Source organism: Salipaludibacillus agaradhaerens (assembly GCF_002019735.1).
Taxonomy (GTDB): domain Bacteria; phylum Bacillota; class Bacilli; order Bacillales; family Salisediminibacteriaceae; genus Salipaludibacillus; species Salipaludibacillus agaradhaerens.
Window position 1 is genome coordinate 1999293 of the sequence record NZ_KV917378.1, and the last position, 18298, is coordinate 2017590.

The window sequence follows — 18298 nt, forward strand, 5'->3', positions numbered from 1 at the left end:
ACTAATAAAGAATAGTGGGCGATAACAATGCGAACTGATAAACCTATCTACTTAACGATAAGGGAAAAAATTGAAGATCAAATAATCAATAATCAACTTCAAGAAGGAGAGCAAGCCCCTTCAACAAATCAACTCGTTAATTTTTATAAAATTAACCATGCCACCGTATCAAAAGGGGTTAATCAATTAGTTGATGAAGGGATTCTTTATAAGAAGAGAGGAATTGGCATGTTTGTAGCAGAAGGAGCGAGAGAAAAGCTTATTCAAGCTCGAAAAGAATCTTTTATTGATGATTATGTTGTCATGCTCGTAGAAGAGGCTGATAAATTAGGATTTGAAGAAGATGACATTATAAACTTTATTAAACAAGTAAAAGGACGTGAGAGGTCATGAACGTTAACTTCAACAATGTTAGTTTACGATATACGACACATACCGCACTTAATCAGGTTACGTGCGAACTAAGTGGGGAGAAAATATATGGTTTATTAGGAAGAAATGGTGCCGGAAAAACATCCCTTCTCTCCATATTAGCCTCCTTTTGTGAACCTTCTTCCGGTACGGTTACGCTAAATGGTGAAAACCCATTTGAGAATGCTCACATGATGCAGCAAGTAGGCTTTATCTATAACAAAGATTATTCAGACGAGACCGACACGGTTAAAAAAACACTTGAAGGGCTCGAACGCTATCGCCCTAATTATGATAAAGAGTATGCCGAGTACCTCATCAGTCTGTTTAAACTTGATGTCACAAAACCAATCAAAACATTTTCAAAAGGCATGCAATCTGCTTTAAATGCTGTTATCGGTTTATCATCTCGAACACCGATTACGATTTTTGATGAAGTTTACGTCAATATGGATGCACCATCAAGAGACATTTTTTATAAAGAATTGTTAAAGGATCAAGAAAAGCACCCTAGGCTGATCATTATGTCAACCCACCTCGTCTCAGAAATGGACTATTTATTTGATGAAGTCATTGTATTAGATAAAGGAAAGCTTTTAATTCAGGAGGAGTATACGTCTCTGATGGCAAAGGGAGCAACGATTATTGGTCATGCTGATCACGTTGATGAGATTGTGCAATCAAAAAAACAGATCAACATTCAAAATTTAGGAGGTACAAAGTCTGTCTCAATTTATGGGGAACTTACTGATCAGGAGCGGCAGACTGCCTTAGCTAAAGGTCTCGAAATAGCACCTCTTCCACTACAAGATCTATTCATCTATTTAACAAAGGGGGGAAATGAAGATGAAACAGATAAGTAATTATCCAAAAGTAGCTAGGGATATGTTCTTCGCACAATTAAATTGGACATTTGGATTTTTCGGGGTGATGCTAGTCATTCATATTATAAAAATCGTTCTGGCATATATCCAAGGTGGAGATATAGATAGCTTCTATAATGCCATGTTTGTTGTGACAAACATATATATGCTCGTTATCGGCATAATATCTATTTACTTTCTCCCCTATTATGTTGAACATGGAGTCACCAGAAAAGATTATTTTAAAGGGACACTTATAGCCTTTGGTGGATTAGCCATTACCATTCCGTTCATCACCTACATGATCTCTTTCGTGGAACGTGTTATTTTGAACGCGATGACGAGTATTTCTATTAGAGAGCCTGATCTAAATAGCGTTATATTAGAGGTTGATAGTGATATTGTAGGCGATATTGTGCAAGCAATTATTTTAACACCTTATGTGGATCCACAAAGTCATTGGGGATTATCTATTGCAATCTTTAGTTTAAACATTTTTGTGTATTATTTACTCGGTTGGTTAATCAGTACAAGTTTTTACCGCTTTAGCACTGTTAATGGTATCGTCTCTATTTTTATATCGTTAGTGGTTTTAATGTTGGTGGATACACTCCTTAGGCTATCGCTTGACCTGCCTATTCTTAACACGTTATCGGGATTAAATGTTCTTCCATTAGGTGTCACGTTGCTAGTGCTCTTGCTTTTAATCGCCTTAACCCTTTGGTCGGTTAGATCAGTGACAAAAAAGGTACGAATTAAAATGTAAGATACAAGGGCGTTATGATAGCTTGTACTACTGCTTACGTTATACCTTCTATACATCCTCAATTCACAAAAGTGACATATCTTTTTGTCGTGCAATACTATTAAGAAAAAGGCTTCTCATAAGTTTATCTGAGAAGCCTTCGTTCATTTACTTGAAATAGTTCATAGACAATTATACTTTTACAAGGTCACCCTATTCAGCTGTTAAACCGTTTTGGGCACCTTAAAATTTATCGTTTAACTTAGCTCCATAAAAGCCTCTATTTCTACCTGACTCTTTTTTTCACATGAAAATGATATTCTTATCGTTAAATAATCGTAGATTGACAGAGAGTGACCTTGCTATATAATAGAAAGTATTGATAATGATTATCATTATTAATTAAATTATCCCTTATGTATAAAGGAGAGATTGTATTATGCGGCGATTTTTAGCCTCTTCCGTTTTTTTGGTTATCATGCTACTCAGTGCATGCGGAAATAACGAACCAACAGATGCCAGTGAAGCAGAAAATGAGGCAGATACATTTACGTATGAATCTGAAACCGGTCCTGTAGAAGTACCTACTAACCCTGAAAAAATCATTGCTCTAACAAATGGTCCTAACGTTTTTGCTTTAGACGGCAATGTTGTTGGAATTGATGAATGGACAAGTAACAACCCCTTGTTTCAAGAAAAGGTAGAGGGGGTTGAAATCGTCTCTGAAGAAAGTTTAGAGAAAATTCTTGAGCTAGAACCAGACCTCATTATAGCAGGCTCTCATATGAATAATATTGATAAATTAAATGATATTGCACCTACCGTTGTTTACACGTGGGGAGAATTAGATTATTTAACCCAACAAATCGAGATTGGTAAACTGTTAAACAAAGAAGAAAAAGCAACGGAATGGGTTGAAGGCTTCACGGAACGAGCAGAAGCTACTGGTGAAGCTATTCGCGAGGAAATAGGTGAAGACGCCACTGTGTCAGTGTTTGAAAGTGGTAACAAGGAAGTGTATGTTTTTGGAAACAACTATGCACGTGGTACAGAAATATTATATCAAGCGATGGCATTAAACATGCCTGAAAAAGTAGAAGAGGAAGTACTTGAAGCTGGTGTATACACGCTATCACCGGAAATAATTCCTGAATTTGCAGGCGACTATATTATTTTTAGTAAAAACAATAACGTTGATAATTCTTTTCTTGAAACAGAAACATGGCATAATATACCTGCCGTTAAAAATAATCGTGTCTATGAAATAGATAGTGCAGCTTCCACCTACAGTGATCCCATTACACTGGAATATCTTCTAGAGATCTTTGAATCTTCTTTTCTTACTCATTAATCGATGACAGAGGGAATTTTAAAAATTCCTTCTGTCTTTTATCTTTGAACGGCCTTTCTTTCTCTAAATTAGGTTTATTATCTTAGAAAAAAACCGTAACGGAAGACCACTTTATAATTAGGTGTATGTTGTAAGATGAAATTAGTTCATACTTCATGATTCTACTTATTGCCTATACTTTTATTTTTATCGCTTTCGGCTTTCGTTTTGTAAATGTAAATATATAATTAAATCCGGCCTGCTTCGCCATGTACAAAGCACTTCTTAAATGCTCCCCTACCGTATCTGCTCGGTGTGAGTCTGAACCTATCGTTAAGATCTCTCCACCAATTTTCTTATACAGTTTAAGTACGTCAAGCGTAGGAAAAGCTTCTCGCAGTTTGCCATTTGATAATCCTGATGTATTGATTTCAATACCAATTCCACGCTCTATTGATTTTCGTAAAATTTCCCTTAAAATATCTTCAAACGCAGTGAAGGAATAGTTTCCTTTCGTTTCAATGGCATATCGTTTCAACAAATCTAAATGCGCCAAAACATCAATATCTGCTGAAGATACTAACGTATAGACTTCTTCAAAATATGTATGATAAGCATCAGTACTCTCCTTTTCCATCATAAATGTGCGCAGTTTTTCCTCTTTGATGTTATGAACTGATCCAAGAATAAAATCAAATTGTAAATTTTTTAGTGCTTGATCATAGTCTTCCTTCAACAAATGAGGTTCACACAATTCAATCCCTGCTTTAATGGTCAATTGCTCTTCATATTGTTTTTGGCACGCTCTAATTTGGGTGAAATATCGCTCAAAATTAATGTGCCCAAAAGTCGGGGCCTTCGGATTCACAGAGAAATGCTCTGTAAAGCAAATTTCGTTAATACCTTTCTTTATAGCTGCTTTACAAACATCGTCTATCTTTGCTTTAGAATCAAATGAGTGATCAGTATGGTGATGGTAGTCAGTTAAGTACATGACAAACGCCTCCTTTTATAATTGAAAAGAAGGTAACCTGAAATAAGGTTACCTTAGATTAAGGCTAATTTTGTATTTTCTTATATTGATTGACGATGTTTTCTACTGTAAATCCAAATTTCTCAATGATCTCATCTCCAGGCCCGGAGGCTCCGAACGTATCAATACTCATAATAGCCCCATTTCTACCTTGATACTTGTGCCAACCTACCATAGACCCCATCTCAATTGTAAGACGTGTTTGTAGATGGTTCGGTAAGACACTCTCCTTATAGTCTTGTGACTGTCTCTCAAAAAGATCCCAAGATGGCATACTTACAACACGAACATTGACACCTTCTTTTGATAACACGTCTCGTGCTTTCACTGCCAATTGTACTTCAGACCCTGTGGCAATCAGAATGCCATCTGCTTTATCTTCTGCTCCAGCGAGGACATAAGCCCCTTTACTCACCCCTTGAGGCGCTAATTTATCCGTGGCTTTAAGGGTCGGAACACCTTGCCTGCCTAACACGAGCATGGTAGGGCGATCTGTCTGTTGTACGGCAACCTTCCATGCTTCTTTCGTCTCATTGGCGTCCGCAGGCCTTATCACAGATAGATTGGGCATAGCTCTAAATGAAGCTAACTGCTCTACTGGTTCATGTGTCGGCCCATCTTGGCCTACAGCGATACTATCATGGGTAAACACATAGGTAACTGGTAACCCCATAAGCGCAGCTAGCCTTATGGCCGGTCGTAAATAATCAGAGAAAACGAAAAATGTGCTTACAAACGGTCTGAGATGATGGAGAGCAATGCCATTAGCAATCGCTCCCATGGCAAACTCCCTTACTCCGAACCTTATATTCCGTCCACTGTAATCCTTTCGTGTCACATCTGTCTCATCTTTTAACCTTGTTTTCGTGGAGGCATCTAAATCGGCAGATCCCCCGATAATTTCAGGTAGGGTGTTTGATAGCGCATTTAATATGTCACTTGATGCAACTCTAGTAGCTAGCGTATCTCCCTCCTTGTATTCCGGTAGTGAATGCCTCCAATCATCCGGAAGTTGACCAGCTATCATTCTTTCTAACTCTTTCGCTAGTTTAGGATATGTCACTTTATAGCTTTTAAAAGATTCTTCCCACTTGGCCTCTTTATTTTTACCATTTTGCTTAATGCTACTAAAATCTTGATAGACTTCTTCTGGCACATAAAATGGTTCTTCATAGGGCCAATTATACCACTGTTTTGTTCGCTTTACTTCCTCTTCCCCTAACGGATCACTATGAGCATCACTTGTCCCTTGAATACTTGGTGCACCATAACCAATAACCGTCTTTATTTCAATGAGTGTTGGTCTTCCTTCGTCAGCTTTAGCTTCATTGATCACTCTTATAATCGCTTCCACATCATTACCGTCTTCTACGCTCAAGTATTGCCAGTTGTAAGAAGTAAACCGGGCCTTCATATCTTCTGAAAAAGAGAGTCCTAAATCCCCATCAAGACTCACATTATTTGAATCATACAATACAATCAAGCGACCTAAGCCAAGATGACCGGCCAGTGAAGCGGCTTCATATGATACACCTTCCATTAAATCGCCATCTCCACAAATGGTGTAGGTGTAATGATCCACCACAGGGAAGCCTTCTCTATTATACGTCTCAGCAAGATGTCTTTCTGCTAAAGCTAGTCCTACACTTGCCGGTATTCCTTGTCCTAGTGGGCCTGTCGTGACTTCTACACCTGGCGTCACACTATATTCTGGGTGTCCAGGGGTCTTACTCCCGACTTTTCTAAAGTTTTGTAAATCCTTAATCGTCACATCGTACCCAGCCAAATGAAGTAAACTATATAATAATGTAGAACCGTGGCCACCTGATAATACAAAGCGATCTCTATTAAACCACTTCGGGTTGTCAGGGTTCACATTCAAGATATTTTTCCATAAAGCATAGGCCATAGGAGCAGCGCCCATAGGCATACCTGGATGACCATGCTGAGCCCGTTCTACACTATCAATGGTTAACGTACGAATAGTATTTATCGATAATTGAGAGATGTTTTTTGTAGGTGTAGACATTGTATCTCCTCCGATTCGTATCATCTGCTAAGGGAGAAAAAACTCTCCCTTTCTTATCACCTTATACGCTTTTTTCCTTTTTGAACGGAATTGCCATGAGGGCTAGAATAACCACAAGACTAATCACAATAGCGATCGTTCCACCATAGTTGGCTAGTGAACCGAAAAATATGCCGCCAACTCCAAAGTCCGTATCAGAAAAAGTCGTATTTGCAAAACCGAGTTCTCCTAATACTGGTAGGAGAAAGATAGGAAGAAATGAAATAATAATTCCGTTTACGAATGATCCAGATACAGCCCCTCTTAATCCACCTGTAGCATTACCAAAGACCCCTGCCGCTGCCCCTGTAAAGAAATGAGGTACAACCCCAGGAAGAATAATGGTACTTCCTACAAATGCCATCATCACCATACTAAACAATCCACCTATGAAACTTGAAAAGAAACCAATTAATACGGCATTTGGCGCATAAGTAAACACGATTGGAACATCTAAGGCAGGTTTCGCATTCGGCACCAATTTGGTCGATATCCCTTTAAAGGCTGGTACAATTTCTGCAAGAACTAAACGAACTCCAGCTAAGATAATAAATACTCCCGCCGCAAAAGTTCCAGCTTGTATGAGCGAAAAAACAAGAAAATTTGTACCGCCACTAAGTTCAGATTCAATAAAAACAGGTCCAGCAGCTAAAGCTATGATGACGTACATCACTATCATCGTCATGGCTATACTCACTGTGCTGTCTCTTAAAAAACCTAGTCCCTTTGGAAAGTCGATTTTTTCTGTAGATGTTGGATTTTTTCCTTTGACAGCTTGTCCAACTAATCCACTTAATGCATAACCAACAGCACTAAAATGACCCAATGCCACATTATTATTCCCTGTAAGCTTCCTCATGAAGGGTTGCAAAATCGCAGGAGATAACGTCATGATGATGCCTAAGGCAACTGAGCCTGCTGCAATTAATGGTACCGTACTAAAACCAGCAACAGCCATAATAACCGCTAACATACACGCCATATACAACGTATGATGACCTGTTAGAAAGATATACTTGAACCTAGTAAAACGTGCAATTAAGATATTCACAATCATACCGAAAAACATAATTAACGCTGTATTAGAACCATATTCATTTAACGCCAGAGCGACAATTGCTTCGTTATTTGGTACGACGCCAGACACGTTAAATGCTGTTTGGAACATAGCGCCAAAGGGTACTAACGATGTTTCTAAAATGCCTGCGCCAGCAGCAATGACCAAAAATCCAACAAACGTCTTTGTCGTTCCCTTCATTGTGTCAGATATGTTTTTCCTTTGTGCCACTAATCCAATTAACGCAATCAAAGCAACTAATATTGCTGGTTGACTCAAAATATCTACTAACGTATTTAAAAAAGTGTTCATCACCGTTCCTCCATTCTTAGATAGAATCAGATGAGATTTTTATCTTCACCTAGCTTCTTAACTTTCTCTCTTAATTCATCCATGTCAATAATGTTCTCAAGCACGATAATTTCCCCAAGATGCTTGCCACTCTCAGCAATATCTTTCGCCAAGAAATACACATCCGCATCTTCAGGCGTAGCTGAGCTTAAATCAGAATGAGAGACTTCAACCCCTGTCACCCCTAACTCCTCTAGAACTTGTTTAATGTTCATCTCCACCATAAAACTCGTACCTAATCCTGATCCACAAACGGCTAAAATTTTCATGACAAATCCTCTCCTTCTTTAATAATCTCCATAAGCTGGTGTGCAGAATTCGTATTTTTAATAGCTTGTAAAGTAGATTCATTACCTAACAGTTTGGTTAGATGAGCTAAAGCTTTCAGGTGTGCCTCGTTATCAATAGCTGCTAAACAAATGATTAAATCAACAGGATAATCTTCGTGATCGAGCAATAGGACTGGTTTTCTCGTTCTAAGAAAGGACATACCTACCTCATTCACCCCGGCATCTGGCCTTGCATGTGGTATAGCTATTCCTTTCCCAATATAAATATAGGTGCCCACCTCCTCTACATTTTGAATCATGGCTGTTACGTAGCGCTTCTCTACTTTATTTGTTTTCACTAATGGTTCGGCCGCCTGATGAATAGCCGTCTTCCAATCAAGTTGCTCATTTGTAAAATGAATCATCTCTTCCGTTAATAAGTCCGAAAGCATTGGCTTTTCCCACCTTTTTTCTGTGTTCTTAAAGTACATAATATCTACTAATTCGGAGATCAATCTCTTTTCATTTTTGATATCCGTATGTCTTCTGATAATTGACATAACCTGATCTACAGAGATATGTCGCTCATTTAATTCAGGGAATTCTTCAGAAACAGCTTGAATTAAGTGATTCTTTTCTACAAGAGATAATAAAGGTTTGACTATAAATAAAGGTTTAATCGATGTTAACTGAACTGTCGAAAAAATGACATCATAGCTTGAAGGTGATATACTTTGGATATTTTCTGCAGCATGGGTGTGCGTAAAATGAATGGTAGGAAACATCGCATTCAATTGAGCCCTCAACATGATCGATGAACTGATTCCATTAGAACATACAATTAAGGCCCTTATCTGCTCGGATTTAACCTCCCTATACTTCTCTAAATATCCACCGAAATGAAGCGTAAAATAACCGATTTCCGCTTCACTGATTTGCTTTGCTGTCCAGACAGAGAGAGGCCGCAATGACCGCTTAACAAATTGAAACAGTTCCTTGTATTCTTCCTTAATCCTCTCCGTCATGGGGTTGATGAGTGGCATCTCAAAAGTAATGCGAAAATAAGTAGGAACGAGATGATTGAATAAACTATTAATCAGATATGTTTTATTTTTGATAGGTAGCAACGTGTTTTTTTCAAACTCATCAATGATCTCTTTAGCCAATCTTTGTAACGATTTGTTATCTTGACTAAATACTTTCTCTTGCGATGTTAGCAACTGAATAGCTGTAAAATAGCTCTCATTCTCATATCCTTTTGAAAATAACTTTTGAGTCAACTCATCGGCAAATTGAAATAACTCTTGTCTCTCGATCACATCTTTTTCAGTAGCCGTGAATCGAAGATCATGACTTTGCGTTCGCGCTCTCATGAAAACCAGATGGTAGATCATTTCTACTTTTCTACTCTTAACAAGTTGAATTGTCTTACTTTTAAGGAAATCTTCAATAATTGTTTGTGTGTCAATTATCACTTGTTCTTTATCCCATGACTTTAAGGTCATACCAATAATCTCTTTTCCAAGAGGCTGCGAAAGCAAGTAATCAATGCAGTAAATCGCAAACCGCCGTTTATCCATTTCATCTCCTTCTAAGACATAACCATCCATTCTCTTGTAAACAAGTTGAACATGCCAGGCTTGGCAGATTTCCTTCGCTTTTTTCACATCTGCTAGTGCTGTGTTTTTACTTACCTTAAGTAAAAACTGATAATGATAACTTGAAACCACGTCCTCTTTAATGAAGGTATATAAATAAATAATCAGTGGACGGTCTTCCTCAGAAATAATGAGAGTTCTTCCCTTTACATTCAATGGCACGCCTATTTCTGCAAACCCTTTAACTTTTTCATCTACCATAAGCATTTGATTTTTCATTTCTATAGAAGGGAGATCAAAGTGACTTAGCATACTATTTGCTTTTTCCAAAAGGTAATGAAATTGTCTTTCTGATAAATTTAGCTCCATCATGACCTCTGGCATTGAAATATGGTGATACATGATGACCTTCTCGAGAAATTGATAGGCTCTTTGATCTAACAAGGGAATAACCTCCATTCCTTATTTTCATTATAAAACGCTTACAAAAGCCTCTACCACAACATTCAAGCCCAATCTTTGTGTGTGTTTAACACATAAATTGTGTTCTTCACTAAATAGTCTTATGGGTATATCAACATCATACTACTAAATGCAAAGCAAGTTATGTCTGGGAGTAGAGTTGAACTTTTTTTACACCGCTTATGTATGAAAAAGTCAATGTATGTGTAATCAAATTGAATGGTCAACGCCAAGAATAAACAATAATAAAACGACCAACCAGTGGGTGATTTCGATCTTCTCCCACTGATTGGTCGTTGAGTGATTCAACACATTTATCTACAAGTTTATACTGTCTGTCTCTTTAAAAAATCGACACCAGCTCCTGTGTATACGGATGTCGATCCTTAGCAAATAAATCTTTCTGATCAAATTGGTCAACAATCTCTCCTTTTTTCATCACCATAATCCGCTGACTTATTCGATTAACAGCTGCTAAATCATGTGAGATAAATAAATAAGAGAGATTTAAGTTTTTCCGAAGGTCTGTCAATAACGTAAGAATGGCATCCTGAGAAATGACATCTAAGCTTGCCGTAGGCTCATCAAGAATGATAAGCTCCGGTTCAATACTTATTGCCCGGGCAATTGTCACACGTTGTCGTTGCCCTCCACTTAATTCATGTGGATAACGATCGGCTAAAGACGTTGGCAGCTCAACTGCTTCTAACAACTGCTTAATATAAGACGTCTTAGAGCCATTCGAAAAGTGAGAAAGGGTTACTTCCCTTTTATATTGCGCATAGGGATCAATAAGAGAGTCTTTAATTTTAAGCTTTGGGTTCAGAGCAGCAGACGGATTTTGAAAAACAACTTGCATCTTTTTTCGAAATGGTTTAAGTTGACGTTCAGTTAGTTTTTCAATTGCACTGCCATTAAAACCGATTTTACCGCTGTCAATCGCTTCAATGCGAAGCAAGCAACGTGCTAACGTACTTTTACCAGAACCGCTTTCTCCCACGAGAGCTAGACACTCTCCTTTATTTAAATTAAACGTTATATTAGAAATAGCAGGGGTTTCACCATGATATGTTTTTGTTAATCCTTCAACATTGAGCATCGTCATCCTTCTTTCTCCTTATCCAAACCAGACGGAAGTCCTTTGCTTAAAATAGGGGCTGCTTTGATTAATTGTTTTGTGTACTCATGTTGGGGATGATCAAGAATCCGATGTTTTCCTCCTGATTCAACGATTTTCCCTTCCTTCATGATTGCTAGACGGTTAGCATAGCGTCTAACATGTCGCCAATCATGGGTAATAAATAAAATCGAACAGCCTGTTTCTTTTTGCCGCTTGGCTAGCATTTGCAAGACGCGATGCCCCGAGACGCTGTCAAGGGCTGTTGTGATTTCGTCGGCAATGACGAGTTCGGGTGATAACAGAAGTGCCAGCGCAATAGCCACTCTTTGAAGTTGTCCACCACTGAGTTGAAAAGGATACCGATCATACAAAATCTCATCTAATCCAACGGCATCAAGAGCCTCTATAGCCTGGGCATATCGCCCCTTTTTAGAAGTAAAACCATGAACGTGTAAATATTCATCAAAATGCTGACCAATTTTTCGAAAAGGGGTAAACGATCCTTGATAGTCTTGAAAAATATACGAGATTTTTTTCCCCCGCACACGTCGTATCTCCTTAGCGGATAATGTAAATAGATTTTGTTGTTTGAAAAAAGCGCTCCCCTCCACGTGTAAATGTGAAGGAAGCATTTGGCCAATGCTTTGGGAAAGAAGGCTTTTTCCGCTTCCGCTTTGTCCGACTAAGGCATACCAATCTCCTTCTCGAATAGACACGGATGCTTGATCAACGATCGTTTTATTGTGACTGCGAATCGTCACGTCATTAAGGGATAGAATCATGATCGCACCTCTTTCTTCACATCAAAGCGATCTCTCAAATAATCTCCTATCATATTCGTCAAAAGGACAATAAAAACAATGGCAAGCCCCGGGTAAACCATCAATTGAGGCATTGACTCAAAATAAGGGCGTGAATCATTTAACATTGCTCCCCATTCAGGCATCGGAGGTTGGGCTCCTAGCCCGATATATGAAAAGGCAGAGATCAGAAGAATAATTTTTCCTAAATCAAGACTTGCCATAACCAATACATGCCCAATAATATGAGGGAATAGATGCTTTGTCATCATTTTTCTTGGTGATAAGCCATTAATGCGAGCAACTAATATGTACTCTTTTTGTACTTCTACTAATACCGTACTCCTGACTAATCGTGCGTAATTAACCCATTTTACGAGAATAATAGCGAGAATTAAATTGCTTATACTAGGACCTAGTAAACCGACTAATACAATTGCAACGATCGTTTCAGGAAATGCTAAAAAACCATCTGCTATTCTCATAAACACTCGGTCGATGATACCGCGTTTATAACCGGCAAAAATACCGACAGGCACCCCGATTACAACAGCTGCAAATAAGGCCAAGAAACTGTAACCGATCGTTTGTTGACCCCCAAGTAAAAGCCTTGTTAACACGTCCCTCCCTAAATGGTCTGTACCGAGCGGGTGCAGTATACTGATACTTTCAAGCCTACCACTTAAATTCGTTAGATAGGGGTCATGTTTCAAAAACAAAAACGTATATATCACAATAATAACGATGAATACAAGAAAGGCAATCGCGATACCTAGTTGTATCTTTTGTTTTCTTTTTTTTGGCAAACGTACAGTGAACCTCTTCATCGGCTTGTCTCTCTTTCTTTCAGTTTTAGCTCTGGGTTTAAATAGCGATATGACAAATCAACACACGTATTGACGATAAAAACAATGATAGCCATCACTAATATATAGCCTTGAATAAGAGGATAATCACGTTGGCGAATGGCATCAACGACCATTTTACCGATCCCTGGATAGGCGAATAACACTTCTATGACGACAATGCCTCCAATCAAGCTCCCAATACTCACGCCAAAAACGGTAATTACAGGGGGCAAACTGTGACGGAATGCATGAGTGAAAAAGATACGAGACTCTGATAACCCTCTTGCTCTCCCAGCTCGGATAAACTCCTGGTTAAGTGACTCCAGTAAACTAGACCGAAGTAAGCGAACATACACACTAGAAATAGCTAAACCGAGTGTTACTGAAGGCAAAATTACCGTATCTAGCCCACCTTTGCCCATACTGGGAAGCCAATTAACCCGAACACTAAATAAATCAATTAAAATAAGACCTAACCAAAAGCTTGGTACAGCTGCCCCAATAATGGAAAGTGTCCGACTAATCTGATCGATCCAACTGTTCCGATAAAGGGCAGACAACGAACCAAGCGGAATAGCTATTACTAACATAACGATCAAAGCGCCTAACGTTAATTCAAGCGTGGCAGGAAGACCTTGCATGATCATTTCCATGACAGGCTGGCCAGTGACATAGGACGCCCCAAAATCAAGTTGAACAAAGTTAATAAGCCAATGCCCGTATTGTACGAGCAGCGGCTTATTAAAACCCATGTCCTCTCTTAATTGTTCCACTTGCCCCTGACTAACGGATAATTCATCCACATTTAGAATGGTTAGAACGGGATCACCAGGCGCTAAGCGAACAAATACGAAACTAGCAAATGTAATGAGTACTATGAAAAAGAAGACTTCAAGAAATTTGCGAGTGATTATTTTTAACACGTCACTTCACATCCAATTGGTTTGTAATCATGTAATATTCGCTACGAGTCGTTACCCAATTGTCTACTTTGTTCTCGTTATACGCCACAATGGTAGATGGATGTAACACAAATGAATTAATGACGTTTTCATGAACATACTCCGCCGCTTCCTCAGCAAGTATCGCTCTTTCATCGTAATCAACTGTTTGATTCAATTCATCAATGATCTCTGTCAATTCTACTTCTTCAGCACCACTAAAGTTGAGTGCTCCTGTCGGGTGATACGTTGCATTTAAATAATAGCCAGCATCTCCACGAGGGGCTGTTAAATTACTATAAGTGGCGATATCCCAATCACGATTTGATGCCATATATTCTTCAGGAATGTCAATCTGCTTAATATCCACCTCAATACCAATTTGTTTCGCATCGGATTGAAACACTTGCGCAATTAACGGAAGATCTGCTCTTGATGGGTACGTTAAAAGCGTTAAGGTAAGTGGTTCGCCATCTTTTTGCATCGTACCATCTTCTAGGGTATAACCTGCTTCCTCTAAATACGCAACCGCCGCATCAGAACCTGTTGGCTGCTCTTCGTAAGTTGGCGCAAATGGAAGACTAGGTAGAAAAGGTCCAACTGCCACTTCCCCATGTCCTAGTAAAATAGAATCGACAATGTCTTCTCTATCAATTAACGCATCAATTGCACGTCTAACATTCACATCTTGCAAATTCTCCCGTTGCATGTTCATCGTCATTTGATGGACTCGAAACGTAGCGGTTGACTCTACTTGCAGACCGTCTATTTCTCTTAATGTATCCAAGCTCTCAACCTCTGGACGATAGACAATATCAACTTCTCCAGATCTTAAAGCAAGGGAGCGGGCATTAGCATCTTCGTTAAACGAAAAAGTCACACTATCCAAATTAGAAGCACCGTCCCAATAATCATCGTAACGCGTCAGATCAAGGCGACTTCCTTGGACAAATGTATCGAGAACAAATGGACCTGTCCCGATTGGCCGGTTTAAAATATCGTCTTCAGTTACATCAATAATTGCTACATTTGGATTAACAAGTTCTGAAATAAACTCCGGAAATGGTTCACTTGTGGTGATCTCTAACGTGTGACCATCTGCTTCGATTTGGTCAATTTTCAGTGCATTGTCCATGGCAATGTTTTCGGTAATGGCTCTTTCCAACGAAGCTTTGACGGCCTCCGCATCCATTTCTGTGCCATTATGAAACGTCACATCTTCACGAAGGTGAATGATCCAATTAACGCCATCTTCACCTTCCCAATCTTCTGCCAGCCACGGTTCAACTGTTAAATTTTCTTCATCTAATCGAACCAACGTTTCTGTAATCCCTGCTCTTAATGGGACATAACTCGTATCAACGTGTGGATCTAACGAATTTGTAGAGAAATTATATAAGAAATGAAGATGCTTATCTTCAACATCCCCATCGTTTGAAGAAGAAGTTGAATCTCCGCATCCTCCTAATATACCAATAACGGTAAACAACGTGAGAAGGGAAAGAATATGACTCTTTTTATTTAAGAATAGTTTAATTGTATTCATGGTGGTCCTCCTATTAGTAATAATTCCGATTTACATCATATCGTAATAATTACTATTTAGCAAGGAATTATAAGCAACTTGTTTACTATTTTAAAAATCGACGTGTTCTCCTGCCTAATGGGGAGATGTTCTAGAGAGAGGTTCCTCTTCATCTCTATTTTGAGTAGGCAGTTTTACGGACGGTTATCTATAATAGAAAGTAACTGAAACGTAAGAGGGTGACTCTCTGAGGATTAAGTGCAATCTTAAGAGTTTGCTAAGTACCCGATCTGAGAAATAGACGGAAAAAATACTCTTAAATAGTTATGAGCCATGAAAATCGTTTAAATAGACGGAGAGATTCCGCCTATAGACTCGAAAAATCTGAAAATGACTCATTTTGCTTTGGATAATCGGAAAATTTCCCCCTATTTTCTCAAAAATGATCTCTCTTCTGCTTTTAACCGAAAAATATCCGCTTAATTCACTCTCACTAATGACTCAACTATTGACAAAGGCTTCTTACCTAAAGGTAAAGAGGTGAACAGGTTTATAAAATAATGACAACCCTTCCCTATTTGGATTTCAGCTGTCTTTTATGTCACTAATGTTATCTCATTTTAATGTGTTATGTTACGCAAAGAAAAAGCCCTTTAAGTCAAATGGTAATCCACCTTTAACCGCGTATTCTCTTCTTTGGCTTTAAACACTTAAATTATTAAACAGAAGAAATTATCACATTTAAATGCAATGCTAGTGGGAGGTAACGTATGAAAAAAAGTTATCTTAAAGGATTATTTATTTTGACTGTTTTCCTGTTACTTGTGATTTTTAGTAATAGGTCGTATAACAACATTCAAGAACCGATATTTATCATTTCAATTATAATGGTTTCTTTAGCAATTGGAATCATTGGCGTCTATTTATTCGGAAAAGATATGAAGGTGTATAAAAATCTATACTTTGTAAGTTTTCTCATTACGGTAGGGATGGTTTTTGTGTCTGGTAGAGGCGTCTTTGTAGAAGAGAATCATCGTTCTTATGGGTTTCCTGCACAATTTTTCACTCACTATGAATTAAGTGGTTATGTGTCTTTGAATATAGGCGGCTTCTTATTAAATTTTTTAATAGTTTATATAATGCTTCGAGTCTTGAGTAAAATGGTTATAAAAAGAACCTTCAATCAGTAGGTGTTTCATTCTTCTCCCACTGATTGGCCGTTGAATGAATCCGGGCATGGGCGCCCGTTAGCTCTCGTCAAAAAGTTTTACCTCTCCTCTCTACTTTATAGCGGGCGTTTTTCGGATGGTTATCTGTGATAAACCTATGTGTGTAAAGCAAAGGAGTTAAAATCAACTTTTCCAGATCCCTTATACGTGAAATATAAAGCGTGTTTTCCGTTTGGTAGATTCACTTTCGTTTGAAAATATGCGTCCTCTTTTGTTTTCTTTATTGGGATGCTAGCAATCGGTTCAGAATAAAGGCTAGTTGATACGAACATTGTCCCTCCTCCTGTTGCCTTCACATTCACAGCCATTCCTTTAACGTCTTTAAGAATAAAATATTTATAGCCAGCAACGGCCCCATCTTGCATATTTGCAATGTATTGTGTAGGAGTGTCTTCTCTGTCTTTCCCCGTTTGTGTCAAATAGGGGTGACCTCTAAACGCTATATTTCCAAAATAGGTGCCGTATCGTCCAGCCCCTTCTTTTGACATGAGATGGCATGCGATCCTAGCTTCGTACTCACCGCTTCCTAATAAAGGTCCGTTATTTAACCCACTACTCGTCATCTCTACTTGAGGAATTGAGCCATCCTCTTTAATCTGGATCGGTTCTGCAACTGCTTGTCTGGAGAAATGATGTCGATGAGTATGCCTGTGGTAGAAAACATACCATTGCCCTTTAACACAGACAATGCTCCCATGGTTATTACCAATATAATTGTAGGCCTTCTCATCTTCAGCAAAGCCATTAATAACTAAATCGCCATTACTGACGATCGTCCCACCAAACTTGAAACCGCCGACCGGACTTTTGCTTGTTGCGTAACACAATTCATGTCCATTAATGGATGAGTAAATAAAATAGTAAGTGTCATGAATTTTTCGTATCGAGCTGGCTTCAAAAAATTCATGTCCTTCAAACCCAGTCCCTTCCGCTTCACCTACTTTAGGAAAAAGCAATTTAGGTTCACTTTTTACAGTCTTCATATCTGATTTCAGCTCAATAACGTAGCCTCCTTTAAATGTTTTCTTCTTAAAGTCCGTTAACATCCTAGGAATGCCATGTTTTGGGGCAAAGCCTGAATACAAGTATACTTTTTCATCCTCATCTACAAAGATAGCTGGATCGAATAAATAGGGGTCCCCTTTTTTATTCCATAAGCGCTCACCATTCGGGAAACTTATATAGCCGTAAAATTCGTAAGACCCATTTGGTGTATCACAAACAGCGACGCCCATAATACTTCGAAAACCAAGGGTATAATATAAATAGTACCTTCCATCTATCCCTTTCGTTACATCTGGTGCAAACATATGATATAACCCGAGTCGATTCTTAGGGTCCTGAACCTTTCTGTAAATAACCCCTTCATATGTCCAATCAGTTAAATCATCAATTGGAGCAGACCAACAGACATAATCATTCATACAAAAGAGCTTGCCATTAAAGCGATCATGGGACCCATAGATATATAATCTATCACCGAAAACATATGGTTCACTATCTGGGATATACTCGTAACTTGGCAAAAATGGGTTAACTGATTGTTTTTCCATAATAGCTCAAATCCCCTCTTATTCCCTTCAAAGTTTGTCGATTCACTTCCTACTCATTTATTTTACACCTATTCTAAAGCGCGCCTATCAACAAA

Annotated in this window: 16 protein-coding genes; 5 read left to right on the forward strand and 11 right to left on the reverse strand. The window is 38.5% G+C overall.

The features are described 5' to 3' along the window. Positions 1-27 precede the first annotated feature (27 nt). The 4 genes from BK581_RS09445 (at position 28) to BK581_RS09460 (ending at position 3370) form a co-directional block, all read left to right on the forward strand. On the forward strand, positions 28-393 hold the full coding sequence (locus tag BK581_RS09445) for a GntR family transcriptional regulator (RefSeq protein ID WP_078577940.1): 366 nt from the start codon (positions 28-30) through the stop codon (positions 391-393). After that, positions 390-1274, forward strand: coding sequence for an ATP-binding cassette domain-containing protein (locus BK581_RS09450; RefSeq protein WP_078577941.1), 885 nt, complete (start codon positions 390-392; stop codon positions 1272-1274). Before BK581_RS09445 ends, BK581_RS09450 begins: the two co-directional genes overlap by 4 nt. Then, complete coding sequence (locus BK581_RS09455; protein WP_078577942.1) at positions 1258-2040, forward strand: hypothetical protein; 783 nt, start codon at positions 1258-1260, stop codon at positions 2038-2040. Before BK581_RS09450 ends, BK581_RS09455 begins: the two co-directional genes overlap by 17 nt. Positions 2041-2458: 418 nt before the next feature. Continuing rightward, positions 2459-3370, forward strand: a complete 912-nt coding sequence (locus BK581_RS09460; protein ID WP_078577943.1) for an iron-hydroxamate ABC transporter substrate-binding protein — start codon at positions 2459-2461, stop codon at positions 3368-3370. Positions 3371-3542: 172 nt separating this feature from the next. Here BK581_RS09460 and BK581_RS09465 read toward each other — a convergent pair whose 3' ends face one another. The 10 genes from BK581_RS09465 to nikA form a co-directional block, all read right to left on the reverse strand. Continuing rightward, positions 3543-4343, reverse strand: coding sequence for a histidinol-phosphatase HisJ family protein (locus BK581_RS09465; RefSeq protein WP_078577944.1), 801 nt, complete (start codon positions 4341-4343; stop codon positions 3543-3545). A gap of 64 nt (positions 4344-4407) precedes the next feature. Next, a complete protein-coding gene (gene tkt / locus BK581_RS09470) occupies positions 4408-6411 on the reverse strand; it encodes a transketolase (RefSeq protein WP_078577945.1) in 2004 nt (667 codons plus the stop codon). Between the two features lie 61 nt (positions 6412-6472). Further along, entirely contained in the window at positions 6473-7819 is a 1347-nt protein-coding gene (locus BK581_RS09475) for a PTS ascorbate transporter subunit IIC (protein WP_078577946.1), read from the reverse strand. A gap of 26 nt (positions 7820-7845) precedes the next feature. After that, positions 7846-8127 carry a PTS sugar transporter subunit IIB gene (locus BK581_RS09480; protein ID WP_078577947.1) on the reverse strand — a complete coding sequence of 94 codons (282 nt, stop codon included), beginning with the start codon at positions 8125-8127 and terminating at the stop codon, positions 7846-7848. Continuing rightward, positions 8124-10169: a BglG family transcription antiterminator gene (locus BK581_RS09485; protein WP_078577948.1), complete on the reverse strand. Its 2046-nt coding sequence runs from the start codon at positions 10167-10169 to the stop codon at positions 8124-8126. The genes BK581_RS09480 and BK581_RS09485 overlap by 4 nt, the downstream gene beginning before the upstream one ends. 361 nt (positions 10170-10530) lie before the next feature. Further along, positions 10531-11292: an ABC transporter ATP-binding protein gene (locus BK581_RS09490; protein ID WP_078577949.1), complete on the reverse strand. Its 762-nt coding sequence runs from the start codon at positions 11290-11292 to the stop codon at positions 10531-10533. After that, complete coding sequence (locus BK581_RS09495; protein ID WP_078577950.1) at positions 11289-12089, reverse strand: ABC transporter ATP-binding protein; 801 nt, start codon at positions 12087-12089, stop codon at positions 11289-11291. Before BK581_RS09495 ends, BK581_RS09490 begins: the two co-directional genes overlap by 4 nt. Next, on the reverse strand, positions 12086-12913 hold the full coding sequence (gene nikC / locus BK581_RS09500) for a nickel transporter permease (RefSeq protein WP_407690333.1): 828 nt from the start codon (positions 12911-12913) through the stop codon (positions 12086-12088). The genes BK581_RS09495 and nikC overlap by 4 nt, the downstream gene beginning before the upstream one ends. Positions 12914-12930: 17 nt before the next feature. Beyond that, positions 12931-13878: a nickel ABC transporter permease gene (nikB, locus tag BK581_RS09505; protein WP_078577952.1), complete on the reverse strand. Its 948-nt coding sequence runs from the start codon at positions 13876-13878 to the stop codon at positions 12931-12933. 1 nt (position 13879) lies between these two features. Beyond that, positions 13880-15442 carry a nickel ABC transporter substrate-binding protein gene (gene nikA / locus BK581_RS09510; protein ID WP_078577953.1) on the reverse strand — a complete coding sequence of 521 codons (1563 nt, stop codon included), beginning with the start codon at positions 15440-15442 and terminating at the stop codon, positions 13880-13882. Between the two features lie 749 nt (positions 15443-16191). Between nikA and BK581_RS09515 the strand changes: the two genes are divergently transcribed. Next, positions 16192-16611, forward strand: coding sequence for a hypothetical protein (locus BK581_RS09515; RefSeq protein ID WP_078577954.1), 420 nt, complete (start codon positions 16192-16194; stop codon positions 16609-16611). Positions 16612-16745: 134 nt separating this feature from the next. On the opposite strand, the gene BK581_RS09520 is transcribed toward BK581_RS09515, so the two are convergent. Further along, positions 16746-18203: a family 43 glycosylhydrolase gene (locus BK581_RS09520; protein WP_078577955.1), complete on the reverse strand. Its 1458-nt coding sequence runs from the start codon at positions 18201-18203 to the stop codon at positions 16746-16748. Between the last annotated feature and the right edge of the window lie 95 nt (positions 18204-18298).